Source organism: Pseudomonas promysalinigenes (genome assembly GCF_014269025.2).
In the GTDB taxonomy this organism is placed as follows: Bacteria; Pseudomonadota; Gammaproteobacteria; order Pseudomonadales; family Pseudomonadaceae; genus Aquipseudomonas; species Aquipseudomonas promysalinigenes.
On sequence record NZ_CP077094.1, the window covers coordinates 4441036 to 4460173 of the forward strand.

At 62.3% G+C, this 19138-nt stretch carries 18 protein-coding genes and 1 pseudogene; 17 read left to right on the plus strand and 2 right to left on the minus strand.

The genetic code is table 11. The features are described from left to right. Positions 1-134 precede the first annotated feature (134 nt). From cbiE to cycA, 12 genes and pseudogenes are all read left to right on the plus strand, one after another. Positions 135-1346, plus strand: coding sequence for a precorrin-6y C5,15-methyltransferase (decarboxylating) subunit CbiE (gene cbiE / locus HU725_RS20160; protein WP_186476416.1), 1212 nt, complete (start codon positions 135-137; stop codon positions 1344-1346). Then, positions 1339-2433, plus strand: coding sequence for a cobalt-precorrin-5B (C(1))-methyltransferase (locus HU725_RS20165; protein ID WP_186476415.1), 1095 nt, complete (start codon positions 1339-1341; stop codon positions 2431-2433). The genes cbiE and HU725_RS20165 overlap by 8 nt, the downstream gene beginning before the upstream one ends. Then, entirely contained in the window at positions 2430-3164 is a 735-nt protein-coding gene (locus HU725_RS20170; RefSeq protein WP_186476414.1) for a cobalt-precorrin-6A reductase, read from the plus strand. Before HU725_RS20165 ends, HU725_RS20170 begins: the two co-directional genes overlap by 4 nt. A gap of 114 nt (positions 3165-3278) precedes the next feature. Continuing rightward, positions 3279-3575, plus strand: a pseudogene (gene vapC / locus HU725_RS20175) (tRNA(fMet)-specific endonuclease VapC); the annotation flags it as partial. Between the two features lie 122 nt (positions 3576-3697). Beyond that, positions 3698-4135: an NfeD family protein gene (locus HU725_RS20180; RefSeq protein WP_060477906.1), complete on the plus strand. Its 438-nt coding sequence runs from the start codon at positions 3698-3700 to the stop codon at positions 4133-4135. Between the two features lie 27 nt (positions 4136-4162). Then, entirely contained in the window at positions 4163-5017 is an 855-nt protein-coding gene (locus HU725_RS20185; protein ID WP_060477907.1) for an SPFH domain-containing protein, read from the plus strand. Positions 5018-5129: 112 nt separating this feature from the next. After that, a complete protein-coding gene (locus HU725_RS20190) occupies positions 5130-5519 on the plus strand; it encodes a DUF2946 domain-containing protein (RefSeq protein WP_186476413.1) in 390 nt (129 codons plus the stop codon). A 46-nt stretch (positions 5520-5565) separates the two neighbouring features. After that, positions 5566-6045, plus strand: a complete 480-nt coding sequence (locus HU725_RS20195; RefSeq protein ID WP_186476412.1) for a copper chaperone PCu(A)C — start codon at positions 5566-5568, stop codon at positions 6043-6045. A gap of 25 nt (positions 6046-6070) precedes the next feature. Next, on the plus strand, positions 6071-6502 hold the full coding sequence (locus HU725_RS20200; RefSeq protein ID WP_186476411.1) for a DUF2946 domain-containing protein: 432 nt from the start codon (positions 6071-6073) through the stop codon (positions 6500-6502). A 66-nt stretch (positions 6503-6568) separates the two neighbouring features. Continuing rightward, positions 6569-8626, plus strand: coding sequence for a TonB-dependent copper receptor (locus HU725_RS20205; protein ID WP_186476410.1), 2058 nt, complete (start codon positions 6569-6571; stop codon positions 8624-8626). Positions 8627-8684: 58 nt separating this feature from the next. Next, positions 8685-10052, plus strand: a complete 1368-nt coding sequence (locus HU725_RS20210; RefSeq protein ID WP_186476409.1) for a PepSY-associated TM helix domain-containing protein — start codon at positions 8685-8687, stop codon at positions 10050-10052. Between the two features lie 166 nt (positions 10053-10218). After that, the gene (cycA, locus tag HU725_RS20215; protein ID WP_186476408.1) at positions 10219-11625 is read left to right on the plus strand and encodes a D-serine/D-alanine/glycine transporter; all 1407 of its coding nucleotides are present in this window, start codon (positions 10219-10221) and stop codon (positions 11623-11625) included. A 96-nt stretch (positions 11626-11721) separates the two neighbouring features. Here the strand turns inward: cycA and HU725_RS20220 are convergent, their stop codons facing one another. Next, positions 11722-13167 carry a hypothetical protein gene (locus tag HU725_RS20220; RefSeq protein ID WP_186476407.1) on the minus strand — a complete coding sequence of 482 codons (1446 nt, stop codon included), beginning with the start codon at positions 13165-13167 and terminating at the stop codon, positions 11722-11724. Positions 13168-13487: 320 nt separating this feature from the next. Between HU725_RS20220 and urtA the strand changes: the two genes are divergently transcribed. Continuing rightward, positions 13488-14753, plus strand: a complete 1266-nt coding sequence (gene urtA / locus HU725_RS20225; RefSeq protein WP_186476406.1) for an urea ABC transporter substrate-binding protein — start codon at positions 13488-13490, stop codon at positions 14751-14753. A 13-nt stretch (positions 14754-14766) separates the two neighbouring features. Here the strand turns inward: urtA and HU725_RS22995 are convergent, their stop codons facing one another. Continuing rightward, the gene (locus HU725_RS22995; RefSeq protein WP_261744227.1) at positions 14767-14892 is read right to left on the minus strand and encodes a hypothetical protein; all 126 of its coding nucleotides are present in this window, start codon (positions 14890-14892) and stop codon (positions 14767-14769) included. Between HU725_RS22995 and urtB the strand changes: the two genes are divergently transcribed. The 4 genes from urtB to urtE all read left to right on the plus strand — a co-directional run bounded on the left by urtB (position 14891) and on the right by urtE (position 19138). Further along, positions 14891-16384 (plus strand): urea ABC transporter permease subunit UrtB, encoded by a 1494-nt coding sequence (gene urtB, locus HU725_RS20230; protein WP_186476405.1) that lies wholly within the window; start codon positions 14891-14893, stop codon positions 16382-16384. The genes HU725_RS22995 and urtB overlap by 2 nt on opposite strands. Further along, the gene (gene urtC, locus HU725_RS20235; protein WP_060477915.1) at positions 16384-17463 is read left to right on the plus strand and encodes an urea ABC transporter permease subunit UrtC; all 1080 of its coding nucleotides are present in this window, start codon (positions 16384-16386) and stop codon (positions 17461-17463) included. The genes urtB and urtC overlap by 1 nt, the downstream gene beginning before the upstream one ends. After that, a complete protein-coding gene (urtD, locus tag HU725_RS20240) occupies positions 17460-18317 on the plus strand; it encodes an urea ABC transporter ATP-binding protein UrtD (protein WP_186476404.1) in 858 nt (285 codons plus the stop codon). Before urtC ends, urtD begins: the two co-directional genes overlap by 4 nt. 122 nt (positions 18318-18439) lie before the next feature. Beyond that, complete coding sequence (gene urtE / locus HU725_RS20245) at positions 18440-19138, plus strand: urea ABC transporter ATP-binding subunit UrtE (protein WP_060477916.1); 699 nt, start codon at positions 18440-18442, stop codon at positions 19136-19138.

The window sequence follows — 19138 nt, forward strand, 5'->3', positions numbered from 1 at the left end:
GAGCTTCAACTGCGATCGAGCAGAAAATCAGGACCGCACCGCCTTATTCGCGGGTTAACACGTTTGCACCTGCAGAGGCGGGTTCACCCACAGCGAGGCACGCAGCGGCCCCAAAAAATGGCGGAATGAGACACATGACCCCCTGGCTGACAGTAGTAGGTATCGGCGAAGACGGCTTCAGCGGCCTGGGCAAACAAGCCCGGCGCGCCCTGATGGGCGCCTCGCGGATCATCGGCAGTCCACGCCAGCTGGCCCTCCTGCCGCGCTGCATCAGCGCACAACGGCAGGACTGGCCCACACCCTTCTCTCTGGCCCCAGTGCTGGCCCTACGCGGTGAGCCAGTTTGCGTGCTGGCCAGCGGCGACCCGATGTTCTTCGGCGTTGGCGCCAGCCTGGCGCGGCAGGTGCCGGCTGCGCAGATGCAGGTGCTGTCCATGCCCTCTTCCTGTGCGCTGGCCGCAGCGCGCCTGGGCTGGCCATTGCAGGACGTTCAGGTGGTGTCGGTGGTGGCACGCCCCCTGGCAGCGCTCAATGCCCACCTGCACAGCGGCCAGCGTCTGTTGGTATTGAGCAATGATGGCAGCAGCCCAGCGGCCATCGCCGCGCAGTTGCGTGAGCGCGGTTTCGGGCCTAGTCGCCTGCACGTGCTGGAGCACTTGGGTGGCGAGGCCGAGCGCCACCTGCACGGCACCGCCGATGACTGGCCGGGCAGCGAAGTGGCCGCGCTCAACCTGGTAGCCATCGAATGCCTGGCCAGCCCCGCTGCCATGCGCCTGCCCCGTGTGGCCGGGCTGGCGGACAGTGCCTTTCGCCACGATGGCCAACTGACCAAGCGTGACGTACGCGCCATCACCTTGGCACGCCTGGGGCCACAGCCGGGCGAGCTGCTGTGGGACGTCGGCGCCGGCTGCGGTTCGATCGGCATCGAATGGATGCGTGCCCACCCAGCCTGCAGGGCCCTGGCCATCGAAGCCGATGAGGGGCGCCAGGGCTTCATTGAATACAACCGTGATGCGTTGGGAGTGCCTGGGTTGCAATTGGTCCGTGGTAAGGCCCCCGAAGCCCTTGCCGAGCTGGAACGCCCGGATGCCATCTTCATTGGCGGCGGCGTCACCCGCGACGGCGTACTGGCGTTGTGCTGGGAACGTCTGCGCCCTGGCGGGCGGCTGGTGGCCAATGCGGTCACCCTGCAAAGCGAACTGGCCTTGGCGCATTTTCGTGAACGGCACGGCGGTGAGCTGACCCGTATCCACATCGCCCAGGCGCAACCGTTGGGCAACTTCGACACCTGGCGCCAGGCTTTGCCGATCACCTTGCTCGACGTGGTGAAGCCCCTCGATGCGTGAAGAAACCCGCGAACAGCCCGCCCCGTTGCGCAGCGGCCTGACCACCGGCAGCTGCGCCACTGCCACCAGCCTGGCGGCGGCCAGGCTGCTGCTGACCGGGCAAAGCCACGATGCAGTCAGCATCACGTTGCCCAAGGGCAAGGTGGTACAGATGCGCTTGGAGTTCTGCCGGCTGTTAGGGGAGCGCGCCGAAGCGGGCACGCTAAAGGATGCCGGCGATGACCCTGACGTCACCCACGGCGCCCTGCTCTACAGCCAGATCCGCTTGCAGACGCGACCTGGCATACGCTTCATGGCCGGAGAAGGCGTCGGGACCGTCACCCGCCCAGGCCTGGTGCTAGCGGTGGGGGAGCCTGCCATCAACCCTGTGCCGCGGCGGATGATCAGCGAGCACTTGCAGCAGTTGGCCGAGGAGTGCGGCTACCAGGGCGGTTTCGAGGTTACCGTCAACGTACAAGGGGGCGAGGCACTGGCGCTCAAGACCATGAACCCGCGCCTGGGCATTCTTGGCGGCCTGTCGATTCTGGGTACCAGCGGCATCGTCCGGCCGTTCTCCTGCTCGGCGTATATCGCCTCCATCCACCAAGGCATCGATGTCGCCCATACCAACGGCTACACCCATATCGCTGCCTGCACCGGCAATGCCAGTGAAGACACCATGCGCCGAATCTACCAACTGCCCGAAATCGCCTTGATCGAGATGGGCGACTTCGTCGGCGCCGTGCTCAAACACTTACGCAAAGTACCCGTGCCACGCCTCACCCTGTGTGGAGGCTTTGGCAAAATCAGCAAGCTGGCGGCAGGCCACATGGACCTGCACAGCCGTCATTCGAGCATCGACCTGCCGCAGCTGGCCGGCTGGGCTGCAGACATCGGCGCCGACGCAGAGCTGCAGGCAGCCATCATTTCGGCCAACACCAGCCAGCAAGCCTTGGCCCTGGCACACACCGCCGGCATTGCCCTGGGCGATGCGGTGTGCGATCACGCGCTGACCTTCGCTCGCAGCGTGGTGCCGGCACAGGTGCAAGTGGAAGTGTTCGCCATCGATCGCCAGGGCGGCGTGGTCGGCAAGGCTGGTGTGCAATGAGCCAGCGCATCCTACTGCTCGGCGGCGTCACAGAAGCGTTGGCCATCGCCCGCCAGCTCGGCCCCGAGCACATCTATAGCCTGGCCGGTGTCGGGCGTGTGCCCCAGGACCTTACGTGCCAGGTAAGGGTTGGTGGCTATGGTGGCGCACAAGGCCTGGCCACTTACCTGCGTGAAGCGGGTATCACCTTGTTGATCGATGCCACGCACCCTTATGCCGCGCAGATCAGCCATAACGCGGCCAGCGCCGCGCAAGCCGTTGGCATCCCGTGTTGGGCCTTGCGCCGCTCGGCCTGGCAGGCACAGCCAGGGGACGACTGGCGCGAGGTGGATGACTGGGCCGGGCTGATCGAGGCGCTCAAGCCGTTTCGGCGGCCACTGTTCACCCTCGGGCGCGAGCCGCTGCAGCATCTTGAGGAGATTCCGCCGGAGCAGTTCTGGACTCTGCGGGCGCTGGAAGCCTGCCCTGGCAATGAGCGCTGCGAGGTGATCGGCGCGCGCGGGCCGTTTCAGATCGAAGACGAGCGGGCACTGTTCCAAAGGCGGCGCATCGATGTGCTGGTGAGCAAGAACAGCGGCAGCGTGGCGACCGAGCCGAAGCTTGAGGTGGCCAGGGAGCATGGAGTGCCAGTGCTGATCCTGAAACGCCCCTCGTTAGCAAAGGTAGACCTTGAGTTCACCCATGCGAGCCTGCTGCAGGCCAAGATCAAAGAGATGCTTGAAATGCCATGAGAGCGTATATCCCTTTGACATATACGCTCTGCGTTTTAACTTCAGTCACAGTTCGCTGCTTCCAAGAAGGCCCATCATGGAGCAAGGTGCAGTCTTCAAAAGTAACCGCAGCCAGAACTGATATACGGCGCAGAGAAGTCAACCCAACCAGAGCACAACCTTTCGATAATGGAAGGCTTCGCAGCCCGCCTGGAAGTGCTCGATTACGACAGCCAAGCCGCGGAGCACAGCGGGCAATTACGTGCAGAACTGGCGCGGGCTGGTACACCGATCGGTCCATTCGACTAGCTGATAGCGGGGCATGCCCGCGCTCGGGGGTTGGTGCTCGTAACCAACAACGTGCGTGAATTTCAACGCGTTCCTGGTTTGCGTAATGAAGACTGGCTGGTGAGTCCTACAGGCCAGGCCTAACGCAGCGAAATTTCCTACTGATCACGCCCTAATCGACAACAATACAATCAAGAACCTTCGGGTGGCCATTCGCCCACTGAGCGATTTAGACTCTGTCCTCCTCTATGGAAGGCGCCCCTCATATGGAAATGCAATGGTGGATCTGGCTGGTCTTCGGCATCGGCCTGATCCTGCTCGAACTGGTCCTGCCCACGTTCTTCATCCTCTGGTTCGGCATCGGCGCGGTGCTGGTATCGCTCATCGCCCTGGCCGCTCCAGGCTTGCAGCTGGACATGCAAGGGTTGCTGTGGGTGCTGCTCTCCTCGGTCACAACCTACCTTTGGTTCAAACTGTTCAAGCGCAAGCAACCGGACGTGCGCTGGACTGCCGACAGCGTGATCGGTGAAGTCGGGCTGCTGACCGGCAGTGTCTCCCCTTTCCAGAAAGGCCGCGTGCGTTTCCAGAAGCCACTGCTGGGCAACGAGGAATGGACCTGCGTCGCCGACAGCGACATCGCAGCCGGCGAGCGTGTACGGCTCGTCGCCATCGAAGGCAACATTGCCCGGGTGATCCGGGCCTGAATTGGCAAACAACAGGAAGTTTTCATCATGACCAGTCTCATCGTCGTCGGCGCCCTCGCCGTGTTCGTCCTGATCACCGTGTTCAAAGGGGTGCGGATCGTCCCCCAGGGCGAGGAATGGATCGTCGAACGCCTTGGCCGCTACCACAACACCCTCAAGCCTGGGCTGAACATCGTCATCCCGTACATGGACGTCGTCGCCTATCGTCTGCCGACCAAGGACATCATCCTCGACGTGCAGGAGCAGGAAATCATCACCCGTGACAATGCAGTCATCGTCGCCAACGCCCTGTGTTTCGCCAAGGTGGTCGACCCGCAGAAAGCCTCCTATGGCGTGCAGGACTTCTCGTTCGCCGTCACCAGCCTGACCATGACTTCGCTGCGCGCGATCGTCGGTGCGATGGACCTGGACGAAGCGCTCTCCAGCCGTGAGCAGATCAAGGCCCGGTTGCGTGAAGCGATGTCCGAGCAGACCGAAGACTGGGGTGTGACCGTGCGCTCGGTGGAAATTCAAGACATCAAACCGTCCCAGAACATGCAGTTGGCCATGGAGCGCCAGGCCGCCGCCGAGCGTGAGCGTAAGGCCGACGTGACCCGGGCTGAGGGTGCCAAGCAGGCGGCGATCCTTGAGGCCGAGGCGCGGCTGCAGTCGGCCAAACTGGATGCCGAAGCGCAGATCAACCTGGCAGAAGCCTCGGCCCGTGCGATCTCGCTGGTCAAGGAAGCGGTAGGCAACGAAACCGTACCGGCCATGTACCTGCTTGGCGAGCGCTATGTTGGGGCCATGGAGAACCTGGCCAGCAGCAACAATGCGAAGCTGGTGGTATTGCCAGCGGATTTGCAAGAGACGGTGCGGGGCTTGATGGGCCGCACCAAGGCCTGAGCCAGGCGGGGGCGGCTTTGCAGCCCCCGGCTGCGTCACTTCACCGCACCCCGGCTTTTTTACCTATACTGCGCCGTACAATAGCCGCCACGATTCCTGACCGGATCTCTCCATGCCCCCACGTCGGCACATTGCCTGGATCGCCTGCCTTGCAGTGCTGTTCAACCTGCTGGCCATGCCGTTGTCTGCTGCTGCGCCCAAGGGCCCGGCAGAGCAACTGCTGTGGGGGGCTTTCTGTTCCAGCATGGCCGGCAAGGCCAAGGTCGATGTCCAGGCCCTGGCCAAGATCGACCTCGGTAGCCAAGGCGATCAGCACTCCAACATGCAGCACTGCTGGTGCTGCTCAGGCGCCGCCCCGCTGTTGGCCCTGCCGGGTTATCCGCCACAACTGCACAACCCGCCCAGTTCGCTGAGCAGGCTTGCGCCGACACTGCGCGACTACCGGCCCACGCCTCGCCAGCTCTGGCCTGCGCTCAATCCCCGTGCCTCTCCCCTGGTCTGAGTTCATCATGCTGTGTGCCTGAACCTGAACAGATCGGAGAACCACCATGCTCAAGCAAGCTCTCGTACTGGCTGCCCTGCTGCTGCCGGGCGTCTACGCCAATGCCCATGAATACACCGTTGGCGACCTGCACATCGCTCACCCCTGGTCGCTGCAACTGCCGCCGAACGCGCCCAACGTCGCCGCCTACTTTGTCGTGCACAACAACGGCAAAGCCGATGACCGCTTGCTGAGCGTCGACAGCCCGATCAGCGATGACGCGCAACTGCACGAACATGCCATGAGCGCCAGCGGCGCCATGAAGATGCAACAGGTCAGCAGCGTGGTGGTGCCCGCCGGCAAGGATCTGGTCTTCGCCCCAAGCGCCTACCACGTGATGCTCATGCAGCCCAAGGACCGCAGCCTGCTCAGCGACGGCAAGCGCTTCCCGCTGACCCTGCACTTCCAGAAGGCTGGCGACATTACCGTGGAGGTAGCCGTACAGAAGCAGGCGCCAGCGGACCAGGCCCACGAACACACGCACTGACACCCGCTCACAGGCACTGACCCACATGAGCCTGCCGCGTAACAGCCGCAGCCGTACCACCCGCCCTGCTAGCAGGCGCGTCGGTGGCGGCTGGCTGAGCCTGTTCGCCATGTGGATGATTTTCATCGGCCCGCTTATTTCCCAGGCGATGCCGATGGACCACCACGCCGACATGAGCATGCCGATGGACATGGCCATGCCTGCGGCCCACGCCCATGGCAGCGACGGCCATCACGGCCACGGCAACGATGGCCAGTTGCATGTGACGTGGGAGAAGTGCGGCTATTGCAGCCTGCTGTTCAACTGCCCCGCCCTGCCGCAGGCCCTCAGCCCACTGGGCGTGGCCAGCGCAGTCCCTGCCACGCATACCCTGACTACCACGCGTTTGGGGCATGCCCGGCAGGCGATTTTCCCCGGTGCGCGTAGCCGCGCGCCGCCCCTTTCGATCAGCGTCTGAATCCATTGCTATCGCGCGGAGCCACAAGGCTTCGGCCCCCCTCATGACTGATCGACTGGAATCACTATGTCTGGCTGCACCCGTGTCTTTCCACCCGCCCTGCGCGGTACGTTCGCCGCGTTATGCGGCTCGCTGCTTGCCCCCATGGCCCTGGCCAGCGACCTTGGCCCCGAGGCCAACGAAGCCGAGCTGAGCCCTACGGTGATCACTGCCATCGCGCCAAGCTCGCCACTGACCGTGGTCACCAACCCCAAAGATCCGCGCCAGCCGGTGCCGGCCAGCGATGGCGCCGATTACCTGAAAACCATCCCAGGCTTTTCAGCGATCCGCGCCGGTGGCACCAATGGCGACCCGGTACTGCGTGGCATGTTCGGCTCACGCCTGAACATTCTCACCAACGGCGGTGTAATGCTCGGCGCCTGCCCCAACCGTATGGATGCCCCCACCTCCTACATCGCCCCGGAAACCTACGACCGCCTGACTGTGATCAAAGGCCCGCAAAGCGTGATCTGGGGGCCGGGGGGCTCGGCCGGCACGGTGCTCTTTGAGCGTGAGCCGGAGAAGTTCGGCACCCTTGGCAGCCGGGTCAATGCCAGCTTGCTGGCCGGGTCCAATGGCCGCTTCGACAAGGTGCTCGACGCTGCCGCCGGCAATAGCCAGGGCTACGCACGCTTGATTGGCAACCAGTCGCGCTCGGACGATTACCAAGACGGCAATGGCGACACCGTGCCGTCGCGCTGGGAAAAGTGGAACGGCGACGTCACCCTGGGCTGGACGCCCGACCAGGACACCTTGCTCGAACTCACCGCCGGTAAGGGTGACGGCGAGGCGCGTTATGCCGGGCGGGGCATGGACGGCGCGCAATTCAAGCGCGAAAGCCTGGGCCTGCGCTTTGAGAAGTCCAACATCGGCGAGGTGCTCGACAAGGTCGAGGCGCAGGTCTACTACAACTACGCCGACCATGTGATGGACAACTACAGCCTGCGTACCCCCTCAGGTACCGGCATGATGGCAGGCCCCATGGCCGCTGCAGTGGATCGCCGCACCTTGGGCGCACGTATCAAGGCCACCTGGCGCTGGGCTGACGTGCAGCTGATCAGCGGCATCGACGCGCAGACCAATGAGCACCGTGCGCGCAGCGCCATGGGTGTCGACACCTACAGGAGCGAGCCATGGACCAAGGACGCCGACTTCCACAATTACGGTGCCTTTGCCGAGCTGACCTGGTACGCCACCGGTGACGATCGGCTGATCACCGGCGCCCGCCTGGACCGTGCCACGGCGCGGGACTTTCGTGACGACAGCGCCACCAACGGCAACACCCGTGCCGATACCTTGCCCAGTGGCTTCGTGCGCTATGAGCATGACCTGGCAGCCCTGGCGGCGACCACGTACATTGGCCTGGGCCACGCCCAGCGCTTCCCCGACTATTGGGAGCTGTTCTCTCCCGATCAAGGCCCGGCAGGCGCGGTCAATGCCTTCGACAGCATCAAGCCAGAGAAGACCACCCAGCTCGACTTCGGTATCCAGTACCGCGGCGAGCGCCTGGAAGCCTGGGCATCGGGCTACGTCGGCCAGATTCGTGACTACATCCTGTTCGACTACCGCAGCGCGATGATGGGCATGAGCAGCACCCAGGCGCAGAATGTCGACGCCCGCATCATGGGCGGCGAGCTGGGCGCGGCCTACAAACTCAGTGATCGCTGGAAGGCCGATGCCACTGTGGCCTATGCCTGGGGCAAGAACAGCAGCGACGGCAAGGCATTGCCGCAAATGCCGCCGCTGGAAAGTCGCCTGGGGCTGACCTACAGCCGCGACAGCTGGAGCGCCGGTGCCTTGTGGCGCCTGGCGGCGGCGCAGAACCGCATCGCCCAGAACCAGGGCAACGTGGTAGGCAAGGACTACGACAAAAGCGCAGGCTTCGGCGTGTTCTCGCTCAACGGCGCCTACAAGGTCAATCACAACCTCAAGCTCAGCGCGGGGGTCGACAATCTGTTCGACAAAACCTACGCCGAGCATCTGAACCTGGCCGGGAATGCCGGGTTTGGCTACCCGGCCAGTGACCCACAGCCGGTCAACGAGCCGGGCAGGACCTTCTGGACCAAGGTCGATTTCAGCTTCTGACAACAACGACGGGCGCAGCATCGGTTGCGCCCACATGCTGGTCAAACAGGAGGTTCCCATGAGAGGAACGCGCATCACTTTCTACAACCTGGCCTGGCGATGGCATTTTTATGCAGGGCTGTTCGTGGCCCCCTTCATGATTCTGCTGGCGATCACCGGGATCATCTACCTGTTCAAGCCGCAGCTGGACCCGCTGATGTACCGTGACCTGATGGTGGTCGAACAGGGCCACCACCAACAAAGCGCCGACGCTTTGCTTGCCGAAGTCCGCCAAGCCTACCCCAATGGCCATGTCGGCCAGTACCTGCCGCCGATCGATGCCAAGCGCAGCGCTCAGTTCGTGGTACACGATGCAGGCCGAGAGCTGAACGTGTTCATCGACCCCTACAGCGGCAAGCTCCTGGGCGAACAGGACGCCAAGCAGAACCTGCAAGCCATCGCCCGCGCCCTGCACGGCGAGCTGATGGTCGGTACGGTCGGTGACCGCCTGGTGGAGCTGGCCGCTGGCTGGGGCATCGTGCTGGTGGTGTCGGGGCTGTACTTGTGGTGGCCCCGCGGGCGCAGTGGCGCAGGCGTGCTATGGCCACGCCTGGCTGCCAAGGGCCGTCTGTTCTGGCGTGACCTGCATGCGGTCACGGGGTTCTGGGGCTCCGCCCTGTTGTTGCTGATGCTGATCAGCGGCATGACCTGGACCGGCCTGTGGGGCAAACAGTACGCCGACCTGTGGAATCGCTTCCCGGCAGCCATGTGGAATGACGTGCCCAAATCCGACCAACAGGCCCGCGAGCTGAACAGCGCGCACCGCCAGACCGTGCCGTGGGCGATGGAAAACACGCCGATGCCGCAGTCCGGCGCCCATGCCGAACATGCCGGGCATCACATGATGGACAGTGGACCGGCTGCACCCCAGGTGAGCCTGCAGCAAGTGCAGGACATCGCCACGGCACGCCAGGTAACGCCGGGCTACAGCATCACCGCGCCGACCACGGCGCAGGGGGTGTATACGATCGCCGTATTCGCCGACGACCCGCGCAACGACGCCACCCTGCATGTGGACCAGTACACCGGCAAGGTTTTGGCCGATGTGCGCTGGCACGACTATAGCCCGGTAGCCCGAGCTACCGAACTGGGCGTGATGCTGCACGAAGGCAAGATGTTCGGGCCGCTGAACCAGGTCATCATCCTGCTGGTTTGCCTGATGATCCTGCTGGGCTCGGTGAGCGGATTGGTGATGTGGTGGAAGCGCCGGCCACAGGGTGGGCTGGGCGTACCGCCGCTGCGCCATGACCTGCCGCGCTGGAAAGCGGCGGTGGGGGTAATGCTGGTGCTGGGGGTGATGTTCCCCCTGGTGGGCGTGTCAATGATGGTGATGTGGGTGTTGGACAGCCTGGCGGTGAAGCGCCGCCGAGCGCTGGTCAGCGCCTGAGGCAGTCCGGCCTGTTCGTGGGTTCACCCGCGAACAGGCCAGTACAGCAGGCATGCCTGCTACGCAAAAGTCGAGTCGATCTGTCGCGCACCAATCTGGCACGAGCGTGTTAGCCTAGCCGGCTACCTCTGACAAGAAGACTGTCCTTCCAAGGGAATGCCGCTTGATGACGCAAACCTCACCAACCACGCCAGATGACCAGCATCTGCAGCGCAACCTGACCAATCGACACATTCAACTGATCGCCATCGGCGGCGCCATCGGTACTGGCCTGTTCATGGGTTCGGGCAAGACCATCAGCCTGGCCGGGCCGTCGATCATTTTCGTCTACATGATCATCGGCTTCATGCTGTTCTTCGTCATGCGCGCCATGGGCGAACTGCTGCTGTCGAACCTCAACTACAAATCGTTCATCGACTTCTCCGCCGACCTGCTCGGCCCTTGGGCCGGCTATTTCACCGGCTGGACCTATTGGTTCTGCTGGGTGGTGACCGGCATCGCCGACGTGGTGGCCATCGCCGCCTACACGCAATTCTGGTTCCCCGACCTGCCGCAGTGGATACCGGCGCTGACCTGCGTCGCCGTGCTGCTGTCGCTGAACCTGGTGACGGTGAAAATGTTTGGCGAACTGGAGTTCTGGTTCGCCCTGATCAAGATCGTCGCCATTCTCGGCCTTGTGGCTACCGGCCTGTACATGGTCATTACCGGGTTCACTTCGCCAAGCGGGCGCACAGCACAACTGGCCAACCTGTGGAACGACGGCGGCATGTTCCCCAATGGCCTGATGGGCTTCTTCGCAGGCTTCCAGATCGCCGTGTTCGCCTTCGTCGGCATCGAATTGGTAGGCACCACGGCTGCTGAAGCGAAGAACCCTGAGCGCACCCTGCCACGGGCGATCAACTCGATCCCGGTGCGAATCATCGTGTTCTACGTGCTGGCACTGGTCGCGATCATGGCGGTAACCCCATGGCGCGACGTGGTGCCGGGCAAGAGCCCGTTCGTGGAGCTGTTCGTGTTGGCCGGCCTGCCCGCGGCGGCGAGCATCATCAATTTCGTGGTACTGACCTCGGCCGCCTCCTCGGCCAACAGCGGCGTGTTCTCCACCAGCCGCATGCTCTACGGTTTGTCCCAGGAAGGCGATGCGCCAAAGGCATTCGAGAAACTTTCAAGCCGCTCGGTGCCAGCTAACGGCCTTTACTTCTCCTGCATCTGCCTGTTGCTGGGCGCGGTGCTGATCTACCTGGTGCCGAATGTGATCGAGGCGTTCACCTTGGTGACCACGGTGTCAGCGGTGCTGTTCATGTTCGTCTGGACGCTGATCCTGCTGTCGTATCTGAAGTACCGCAAGCATCGCGACGCGCTGCACCAGGCCTCGACCTACAAGATGCCGGGCGGGCGCTTGATGTGCTACGTGTGCCTGGCGTTCTTCGCATTCATTCTGGTGCTGCTGAGCCTGGAGGCCGATACCCGCTCGGCGTTGGTGGTCACGCCGTTATGGTTCCTGTTGCTGGCGGTGACTTACCAGTTCCTTCGTGGCAAACGCTCCCCTCGTAGCACGGTGCGTAACGGCTGATCAAGCCGGGTACTTGCTGCCCTTACGCAACATAACTCACTCACCTATTGGTGCAAGGCGCTAAAGCGCCTTCGCACAACAGGTGAGTGACTCAAGTTAAAGAAGCTTGTTCACAGCCAAGCTGACCAGAATGTCCCTCGACCAAGTTGGATCATCATGATCCAGTACCTTCAGCTGCAAGGTGCCGTTGTACACACCTCTGGGCAGTGAGCCATTGTCCTTGTAAATACGGTGAAGTTTCAGCGTGATCGATCCTGCATCATCGTTACCACAGAGCCTATAACTATTCATGAAAGTGCTCGCTGTACAGCCAATCACTTGCCGGGTTGCCCGGAACTTCACCGCATGTTCGCGACCTTCGGCGTCTTTCAAAGTCGCCGTGAGCAGAGTTTCACCCTCACCACCATCAACCAGGGTAGTCGGCCCTTCATCGTTTGACAGCGCGACAACACCTATGTGCGTCCTGCCAGACCCAGTGGTGTCTATAAGCAGATCGGCTGACTGGAAGTCGGCATAGACCAAGCGATACCCATCGAACGCAGGTTGATACCCACTCATTCTTCCCGACTGCTCCCGCCAGAGCCTGGCCATATCCGCCGTGCGCGCGTCACCTAACGGTTTGCCGTCAATACGCACACGGGTGTTGGAGTAATAAGGAACGTTGTTACCGCATAGGAATGTATTGCTTCCCGAGCCGTTGTCGTAGCCGAATTTGTAGTTATCTTTACCGGCGTCGTTGCAGTGATCACCGCCTGCGTTGTGCCCAACTTCGTGCCGGAAAGCAAGCGGATAATGAATCCCGTTGATACTTACATCTCCTGGCGCGTACGCCATACCCGCATAAGGTGCATTATCGGAGTAACCCACGAAAATGTCATTGTGATAAAGGCCACGTAAAGGGCGCACTTCGTCCCTCAAGTCGTTGAGGCCAGGGCCATCGACAGGGTAATCATTCGGGCTGAAACGAATACCTGCCAAATTCAAACGAACCCCTTCCACCTCTGAATTACGCAAGCCCAGATTAGCCGTCTCCAGCTGCGCGAGTGAAAATGCGACAGGATCACTCAAAAGCACTGTTACCGCTTTTACAGAAAACTGCGTCACCACATCTATAACGTCATTATTACTGGGCGTCTTTACATCGGTGTGCGGAACCACCGCGCCCACCACAGTATCAGACTTCAAATAATCATAAGCAGACTCAGGTAAAAAACGCTGCTTGCCGGCTTTATCAATAAGTAAGATACCGCGCTTGCCAGGCCGGTCGACAATGGCCGTCACGGCGCCATCGAGGCCTTTGACTGCCACAAGCGATCCATCAACCTTCTCACCTGCAATAGAAAGGTTGCCACTCTCGATCAGGTAACCCTGAGTAGTCTGCTCCAGGTTAACGCGGGTGAAGACATGATCACCTAATGTCTGCGCATCGATTGCGCTAGCTACAACACCACTCAGAGACGACTCAGCGCTTTGTACATACTGTGCGCAACCCGCCGCCGCAACAATGGATACCGCTGTGAGAATTACCGATGGCCTACCCATTGCGCCCACTCCTTGTATTGAAGGGATTGTGCGTAACACGATAGGAGGCTGCTATACCCATTGGCTACTGGCAAAAATGTCAGGTCTATCCGTCGCGACAAACTCATGCTGCATTTAGCTTAGATAGTTCGCGGGTACAACTCTTCAGGCAGCAAGCCCCACTATTGTGCGAACGATTGCAGCAGGCACCATGCTGGGCCGCCAAAACGCCCCACCACCTCGCACAACCCGTCTGCCATGCAACTTCCGCCACTCGGCACACCCCTTGCAAAGCCCCTTCCCGCTTGCCCAACACATAAGAAACCTAGCGGAGAGAGCACATGAAGCGTCGCAGTCTGATCAAGGCATTCACCCTCAGCGCATCGATTGCGGCGATGGGCTTGAGCTGGAGTATCCAGGCCGCCGAGACCATCAAGGTCGGCATCCTGCATTCGCTGTCCGGGACCATGGCGATTTCTGAAACCTCGCTCAAGGACATGGCGTTGATGACCATCGACCAGATCAATGCCAAGGGTGGTGTGAACGGCAAGATGTTGGAGCCGGTGGTGGTCGACCCGGCCTCCAACTGGCCACTGTTCGCTGAGAAGAGTCGCCAACTGCTGACCCAGGATAAGGTCGCGGTGGTGTTCGGCTGCTGGACCTCGGTCTCGCGCAAGTCCGTGCTGCCGGTGTTCGAGGAGCTCAACGGCCTGTTGTTCTACCCCGTGCAGTACGAAGGCGAAGAGATGTCGCCGAACGTGTTCTACACCGGGGCAGCGCCCAACCAGCAGGCCATTCCAGCGGTCGAGTACCTGATGAGCGAAGACGGCGGCAGCGCCAAGCGCTTCTTCCTGCTGGGCACCGACTACGTCTACCCGCGCACCACCAACAAGATCCTGCGCGCCTTCCTGCACAGCAAGGGCGTGGCCGACAAGGACATCGAAGAGGTTTACACCCCGTTCGGCCACGCCGATTACCAGACCATCGTCGCCAACATCAAGAAGTTCTCCGCAGGCGGCAAGACGGCAGTGATCTCCACGGTCAACGGCGACTCCAACGTGCCGTTCTACAAAGAGCTGGCCAACCAGGGCCTGAAGGCCACCGATGTGCCGGTGGTGGCGTTCTCGGTTGGTGAAGAAGAGCTGCGAGGCATCGACACAAAACCGCTGGTTGGGCATCTGGCAGCCTGGAACTACTTCGAGTCGGTGGATAACCCTGTCAATCAGAAGTTCGTCGCCGACTGGAAAGCCTACGCCAAGGCCAAAGGCCTGCCCGGCGCCGACAAAGCGGTAACCAACGACCCGATGGAAGCCACTTACGTGGGCATCCATATGTGGGCCCAGGCTGCTGAAAAAGCTAAGTCGACCGATGTCGACAAGGTACGCGAGGCGTTGGCCGGGCAGACCTTCAAGGCGCCGTCGGGCTTCACCCTGACCATGGACAAGACCAACCACCACCTGCACAAGCCGGTGATGATCGGCGAGATCCAGGATGACGGGCAGTTCAGCGTGGTCTGGGAGACCGAGCAACCACTGCGGGCACAGCCATGGAGCCCGTTCATTCCGGGCAACGACAAGCGCCCTGATTACGCTGTGAAAGGCAACTGATGCGCGGGGCCGCCTAGCGGCCCATTCGCAGGTAAGCCCGCTGCCACAGGGACGTTTCAGGGTTCAGCCCTTGCTTCTTACCTGTGGGCGTGGGTTCACCCACGAAGAATCCACCGTCGATAGCCAGGATTGCTCGCATGCTCAGACTCCTGTTCACTGTGCTTTTGCTCTTGCTATTACCCTTGGCCACTCAGGCCAGCGAGGGCGAATTTTTCCTGTCCGCCAAGCCCGCCGAGCAGGCCCGGCTGCTGGAAAGCTGGGCGGCACAACCCGATGCAGCGCGTTTGCCGTTGCTGGAAAACCTTCGCCAGGGCCGCATCGGGCCCGATGACACGCGCAAGGTGCGCCTGAACAACCGCCTGCGCGGCCTGATCGACAATGCGCTGGCCAGCCACCAACTGCTCGGCCAGAGCAGCGCCACCCGGCTGGCCGCCGCTCAGCAGCTGCAAAAGAGTGCGCAGCCGGCACAGATGGCTTTCCTCGACCGGCGCTTTGCCAGTGAGCCGGATGCCGCGGTGCATGCGGCCCTTGGCCTGGCTTTAGCCAACCTGCAACTGGGCGCCAGTGAGCCAGCGGTGCGCTTGGCTGCCGTACGCCTGCTTGGCGAGACCGGCGACCCGTTGGCGCGTACCCGCCTCGAAGCCTTGCTGCAAGCGGATGCCGAAAGCGACCCTGGGGTGCGCACCGCTGCCGAAACCAGCCTGGCCCAAGTCAAGCGCAAGCTGCTGATAGGCGAGCTGCTGGGCCAAGCCTTCAGTGGCCTGTCGTTGGGTTCGATCCTGCTACTGGCAGCACTGGGCCTGGCGATCACCTTCGGTTTGCTTGGGGTGATCAACATGGCCCATGGCGAGATGCTGATGCTGGGCGCCTACAGCACCTACATGGTCCAGGTGTTGCTGCAGCGCTATGCCCCTGGCGCCATCGAGTTCTATCCATTGATCGCCTTGCCGGTAGCCTTCGCGGTCAGCGCCGGGGTCGGCATGGCCCTGGAGCGCACGGTGATTCGCCACCTGTATGGCCGCCCACTGGAGACCCTGCTGGCAACCTGGGGCATCAGCCTGATTCTGATCCAGGCCATTCGCCTGCTGTTCGGTGCGCAGAACGTCGAGGTCAGCAACCCAGCGTGGCTCTCCGGCGGCGTCCAGCTGCTGCCCAACCTGGTACTGCCCTACAACCGCTTGGTGATCATCGGCTTCGCCCTGGCAGTGGTGCTGCTTACCTGGCTGCTGCTCAACCGCACACGGCTGGGCCTGAACGTGCGCGCCGTGACCCAGAACCGCAACATGGCAGCCTGCTGCGGCGTCTCCACCGGCCGGGTCGATATGCTCGCCTTCGGCCTGGGCTCTGGCATCGCCGGGCTGGGTGGTGTGGCGCTGAGCCAGGTGGGCAATGTCGGCCCGGACCTGGGCCAGAGCTACATCATCGACTCGTTCCTGGTCGTGGTACTCGGTGGCGTCGGGCAACTGGCCGGCAGCCTTTGGGCCGCATTTGGCTTGGGTATCGCCAACAAGCTGCTGGAACCGCAGATCGGTGCGGTACTCGGCAAGATCCTCATCCTTGCGTTGATCATTCTGTTCATTCAGAAGCGCCCGCAAGGCTTGTTCGCCCTCAAGGGACGGGTAATCGACTGATGAACCAGCCACTGCTTGTCACCGCTTCGCAAAAAGCTGGCCCACGCTTGTCACTGGCCATTGGGGCGGTCGTCGTGCCGCTGCTGGTGGCCCTGGCGTTGCTGTCGCTGCTGCCGGCTGATCATCCACTGCACGTTTCAGCCTACATCCTGACGTTGGTCGGCAAGATCCTGTGCTACGCCATCGTCGCCCTGGCGCTGGACTTGGTATGGGGTTACGCCGGGCTACTATCGCTGGGCCATGGCCTGTTCTTCGCCCTCGGCGGCTACGCCATGGGCATGTACTTGATGCGCCAGGCGGCCGGTGATGGGCTGCCGGGGTTCATGACGTTCCTGTCCTGGAGCGAACTGCCCTGGTACTGGGTGGGCACCGAGCATTTCGCCTGGGCCTTGTGCCTGGTGGTGCTGGCGCCCGGCCTGCTGGCCCTGGTGTTCGGCTGGTTCGCCTTCCGCTCGCGGATCAAGGGCGTGTACTTCTCGATCATGACCCAGGCCCTGACCTTCGCCGGGATGCTGTTGTTCTTTCGCAATGAGACAGGCTTTGGCGGCAACAACGGCTTCACTAGCTTTCGAACGATCCTTGGCTACGACATCGCCGCACAAGGCACTCGCGCGGTGCTGTTCCTGTGCACCGTCGGCCTGTTGTTGGCCAGCCTGTACCTGTGCTGGCGCCTGACTCAAAGCAAGTTCGGCCGTCTGCTCACCGCCGTGCGCGATGCAGAAAACCGCCTGATGTTCTGTGGCTACGACCCGCGCGGTTTCAAACTGCTGGTGTGGGTGCTCAGCGCCGTGTTGTGCGGCTTGGCAGGCGCGTTGTACGTGCCGCAGGTGGGCATCATCAACCCCAGCGAGATGTCACCGACCAACTCCATCGAGGCCGCCGTATGGGTAGCCCTGGGCGGGCGTGGCACCTTGATCGGCCCACTGCTGGGCGCCGGCCTGGTCAATGGCATGAAGAGCTGGTTCACCGTGGCATTCCCAGAGTTCTGGCTGTTCTTTCTCGGGGCGTTGTTCATCCTGGTCACGTTGTACCTGCCTAAAGGCGTAGTCGGCCTGCTGAAAAAAAGGAGCCAGCCATGAGAGGCGTGCCCCCGGTACACCCCGAATTCATGCTCGAACCGGTTTTCGACCAACTTGGCAGCGGCCGCGAGGCGATAGGCCTGGGCCAAACCCGCAAGACCGGGCTCGATACCCGTCATGGCACGGTGCTGAGCCTTGAGGACATCAGTGTCAGCTTCGACGGTTTCAAAGCCCTCAATGCCCTGAACCTGTACATCGGTGTGGGCGAGCTGCGCTGCATCATTGGCCCCAACGGCGCCGGCAAGACCACGATGATGGACGTGATCACCGGCAAGACCCGGCCCGACACCGGCAGCGCCTTCTTTGGCGATACCCTCGATTTGACCCGCATGAGTGAATACCAGATCGCCCAGGCAGGTATCGGCCGCAAATTCCAGAAGCCCACGGTGTTCGAAGCATTGACGGTGTTCGAGAACCTCGAGCTGGCCTTGAAGACCGACAAATCGGTATGGGCCAGCCTGACCGCGCGCCTTTGTGATGAACAGCGTCAACGCATCGAGCAAGTGCTGACGACACTGCGCCTGCTGCCCTTGGCCCAGCGCCAAGCCGGCCTGCTCTCGCACGGACAGAAGCAGTTCCTGGAGATCGGCATGCTGCTGGTGCAGGAGCCGCAACTACTGCTGCTCGACGAGCCAGTGGCGGGTATGACCGATGCCGAAACCGAATTCACCGCCGAGCTGTTCAAGGGCCTGGCCGGCAAGCATTCGCTGATGGTGGTGGAGCACGACATGGGCTTCGTCGGCAGCATTGCCGACCATGTGACCGTGCTGCACCAGGGCAGCGTGCTTGCGCAGGGCTCGCTGGAGCAGGTGCAGGCGGATGAGCGGGTGGTCGAGGTGTACCTGGGCCGTTAGACACCAGGCCCCTTCGCGGGTGAACCCGCTCCCCAAGGCCTTGAGATGAGCTGCAACATGGGGGAGCGGCTTTGGCCGCGAAGGGGCCGCTACAGGCAAAGCAGATTTCCCTGGAGTTGCACATGCTGAAAATCGACACCCTGCACCAGTACTACGGCGGCAGCCACATCCTGCGCGGCCTGTCCTTCGAAGCCAAGGTCGGTGAAGTCACCTGCTTGCTCGGGCGCAATGGCGTGGGCAAGACCACTTTGTTGCGCTGCCTGATGGGCTTGGTGCCGGCCCGCGAGGGCAGCGTCGAGTGGGAAGGCAAACCGATCACCACACTCAAGCCTCAGCAACGCGTCCACGCAGGTATCGCCTATGTGCCCCAGGGCCGCGAGATTTTCCCGCGCCTGACGGTCGAGGAAAACCTGCTGATGGGCCTATCGCGTTTCCCGGCCCGTGCAGCGCGAGAAGTGCCCGCGTTCATCTATGAGCTGTTCCCGGTGCTGGAACAGATGAAACAACGCCGTGGGGGCGACCTGTCCGGTGGCCAGCAGCAACAACTTGCCATCGGCCGGGCACTGGCCAGCCGGCCCCGCTTGCTGATCCTCGATGAGCCGACCGAAGGCATCCAACCCTCGGTGATCAAGGAAATCGGCGCGGTGATCCGGCGCCTGGCAGAACGTGGCGATATGGCGATCCTGCTGGTCGAGCAATTCTACGACTTCGCCGAAGCGCTGGCCGACCAATACCTGGTCATGGCCCGCGGCGAGATCATCCAGCGCGGGCGAGGTGAAAACATGCAGGCCGAAGGTGTGCGCGGGCTGGTAACCATTTAA

Coding starts and splice junctions, on each gene's coding strand:
- cbiE (WP_186476416.1), top strand. CDS start 135: ATGACCCCCTGGCTGACAGTAGTAGGTATCGGCGAAGACGGCTTCAGC.
- urtE (WP_060477916.1), top strand. CDS start 18,440: ATGCTGAAAATCGACACCCTGCACCAGTACTACGGCGGCAGCCACATC.
- urtA (WP_186476406.1), top strand. CDS start 13,488: ATGAAGCGTCGCAGTCTGATCAAGGCATTCACCCTCAGCGCATCGATT.
- HU725_RS20170 (WP_186476414.1), top strand. CDS start 2,430: ATGAGCCAGCGCATCCTACTGCTCGGCGGCGTCACAGAAGCGTTGGCC.
- HU725_RS20165 (WP_186476415.1), top strand. CDS start 1,339: ATGCGTGAAGAAACCCGCGAACAGCCCGCCCCGTTGCGCAGCGGCCTG.
- HU725_RS20180 (WP_060477906.1), top strand. CDS start 3,698: ATGGAAATGCAATGGTGGATCTGGCTGGTCTTCGGCATCGGCCTGATC.
- cycA (WP_186476408.1), top strand. CDS start 10,219: ATGACGCAAACCTCACCAACCACGCCAGATGACCAGCATCTGCAGCGC.
- HU725_RS20200 (WP_186476411.1), top strand. CDS start 6,071: ATGAGCCTGCCGCGTAACAGCCGCAGCCGTACCACCCGCCCTGCTAGC.
- HU725_RS20220 (WP_186476407.1), bottom strand. CDS start 13,167: ATGGGTAGGCCATCGGTAATTCTCACAGCGGTATCCATTGTTGCGGCG.
- HU725_RS20210 (WP_186476409.1), top strand. CDS start 8,685: ATGAGAGGAACGCGCATCACTTTCTACAACCTGGCCTGGCGATGGCAT.
- HU725_RS20205 (WP_186476410.1), top strand. CDS start 6,569: ATGTCTGGCTGCACCCGTGTCTTTCCACCCGCCCTGCGCGGTACGTTC.
- HU725_RS20185 (WP_060477907.1), top strand. CDS start 4,163: ATGACCAGTCTCATCGTCGTCGGCGCCCTCGCCGTGTTCGTCCTGATC.
- HU725_RS20190 (WP_186476413.1), top strand. CDS start 5,130: ATGCCCCCACGTCGGCACATTGCCTGGATCGCCTGCCTTGCAGTGCTG.
- HU725_RS22995 (WP_261744227.1), bottom strand. CDS start 14,892: ATGCGAGCAATCCTGGCTATCGACGGTGGATTCTTCGTGGGTGAACCC.
- urtC (WP_060477915.1), top strand. CDS start 16,384: ATGAACCAGCCACTGCTTGTCACCGCTTCGCAAAAAGCTGGCCCACGC.
- HU725_RS20195 (WP_186476412.1), top strand. CDS start 5,566: ATGCTCAAGCAAGCTCTCGTACTGGCTGCCCTGCTGCTGCCGGGCGTC.
- urtD (WP_186476404.1), top strand. CDS start 17,460: ATGAGAGGCGTGCCCCCGGTACACCCCGAATTCATGCTCGAACCGGTT.
- urtB (WP_186476405.1), top strand. CDS start 14,891: ATGCTCAGACTCCTGTTCACTGTGCTTTTGCTCTTGCTATTACCCTTG.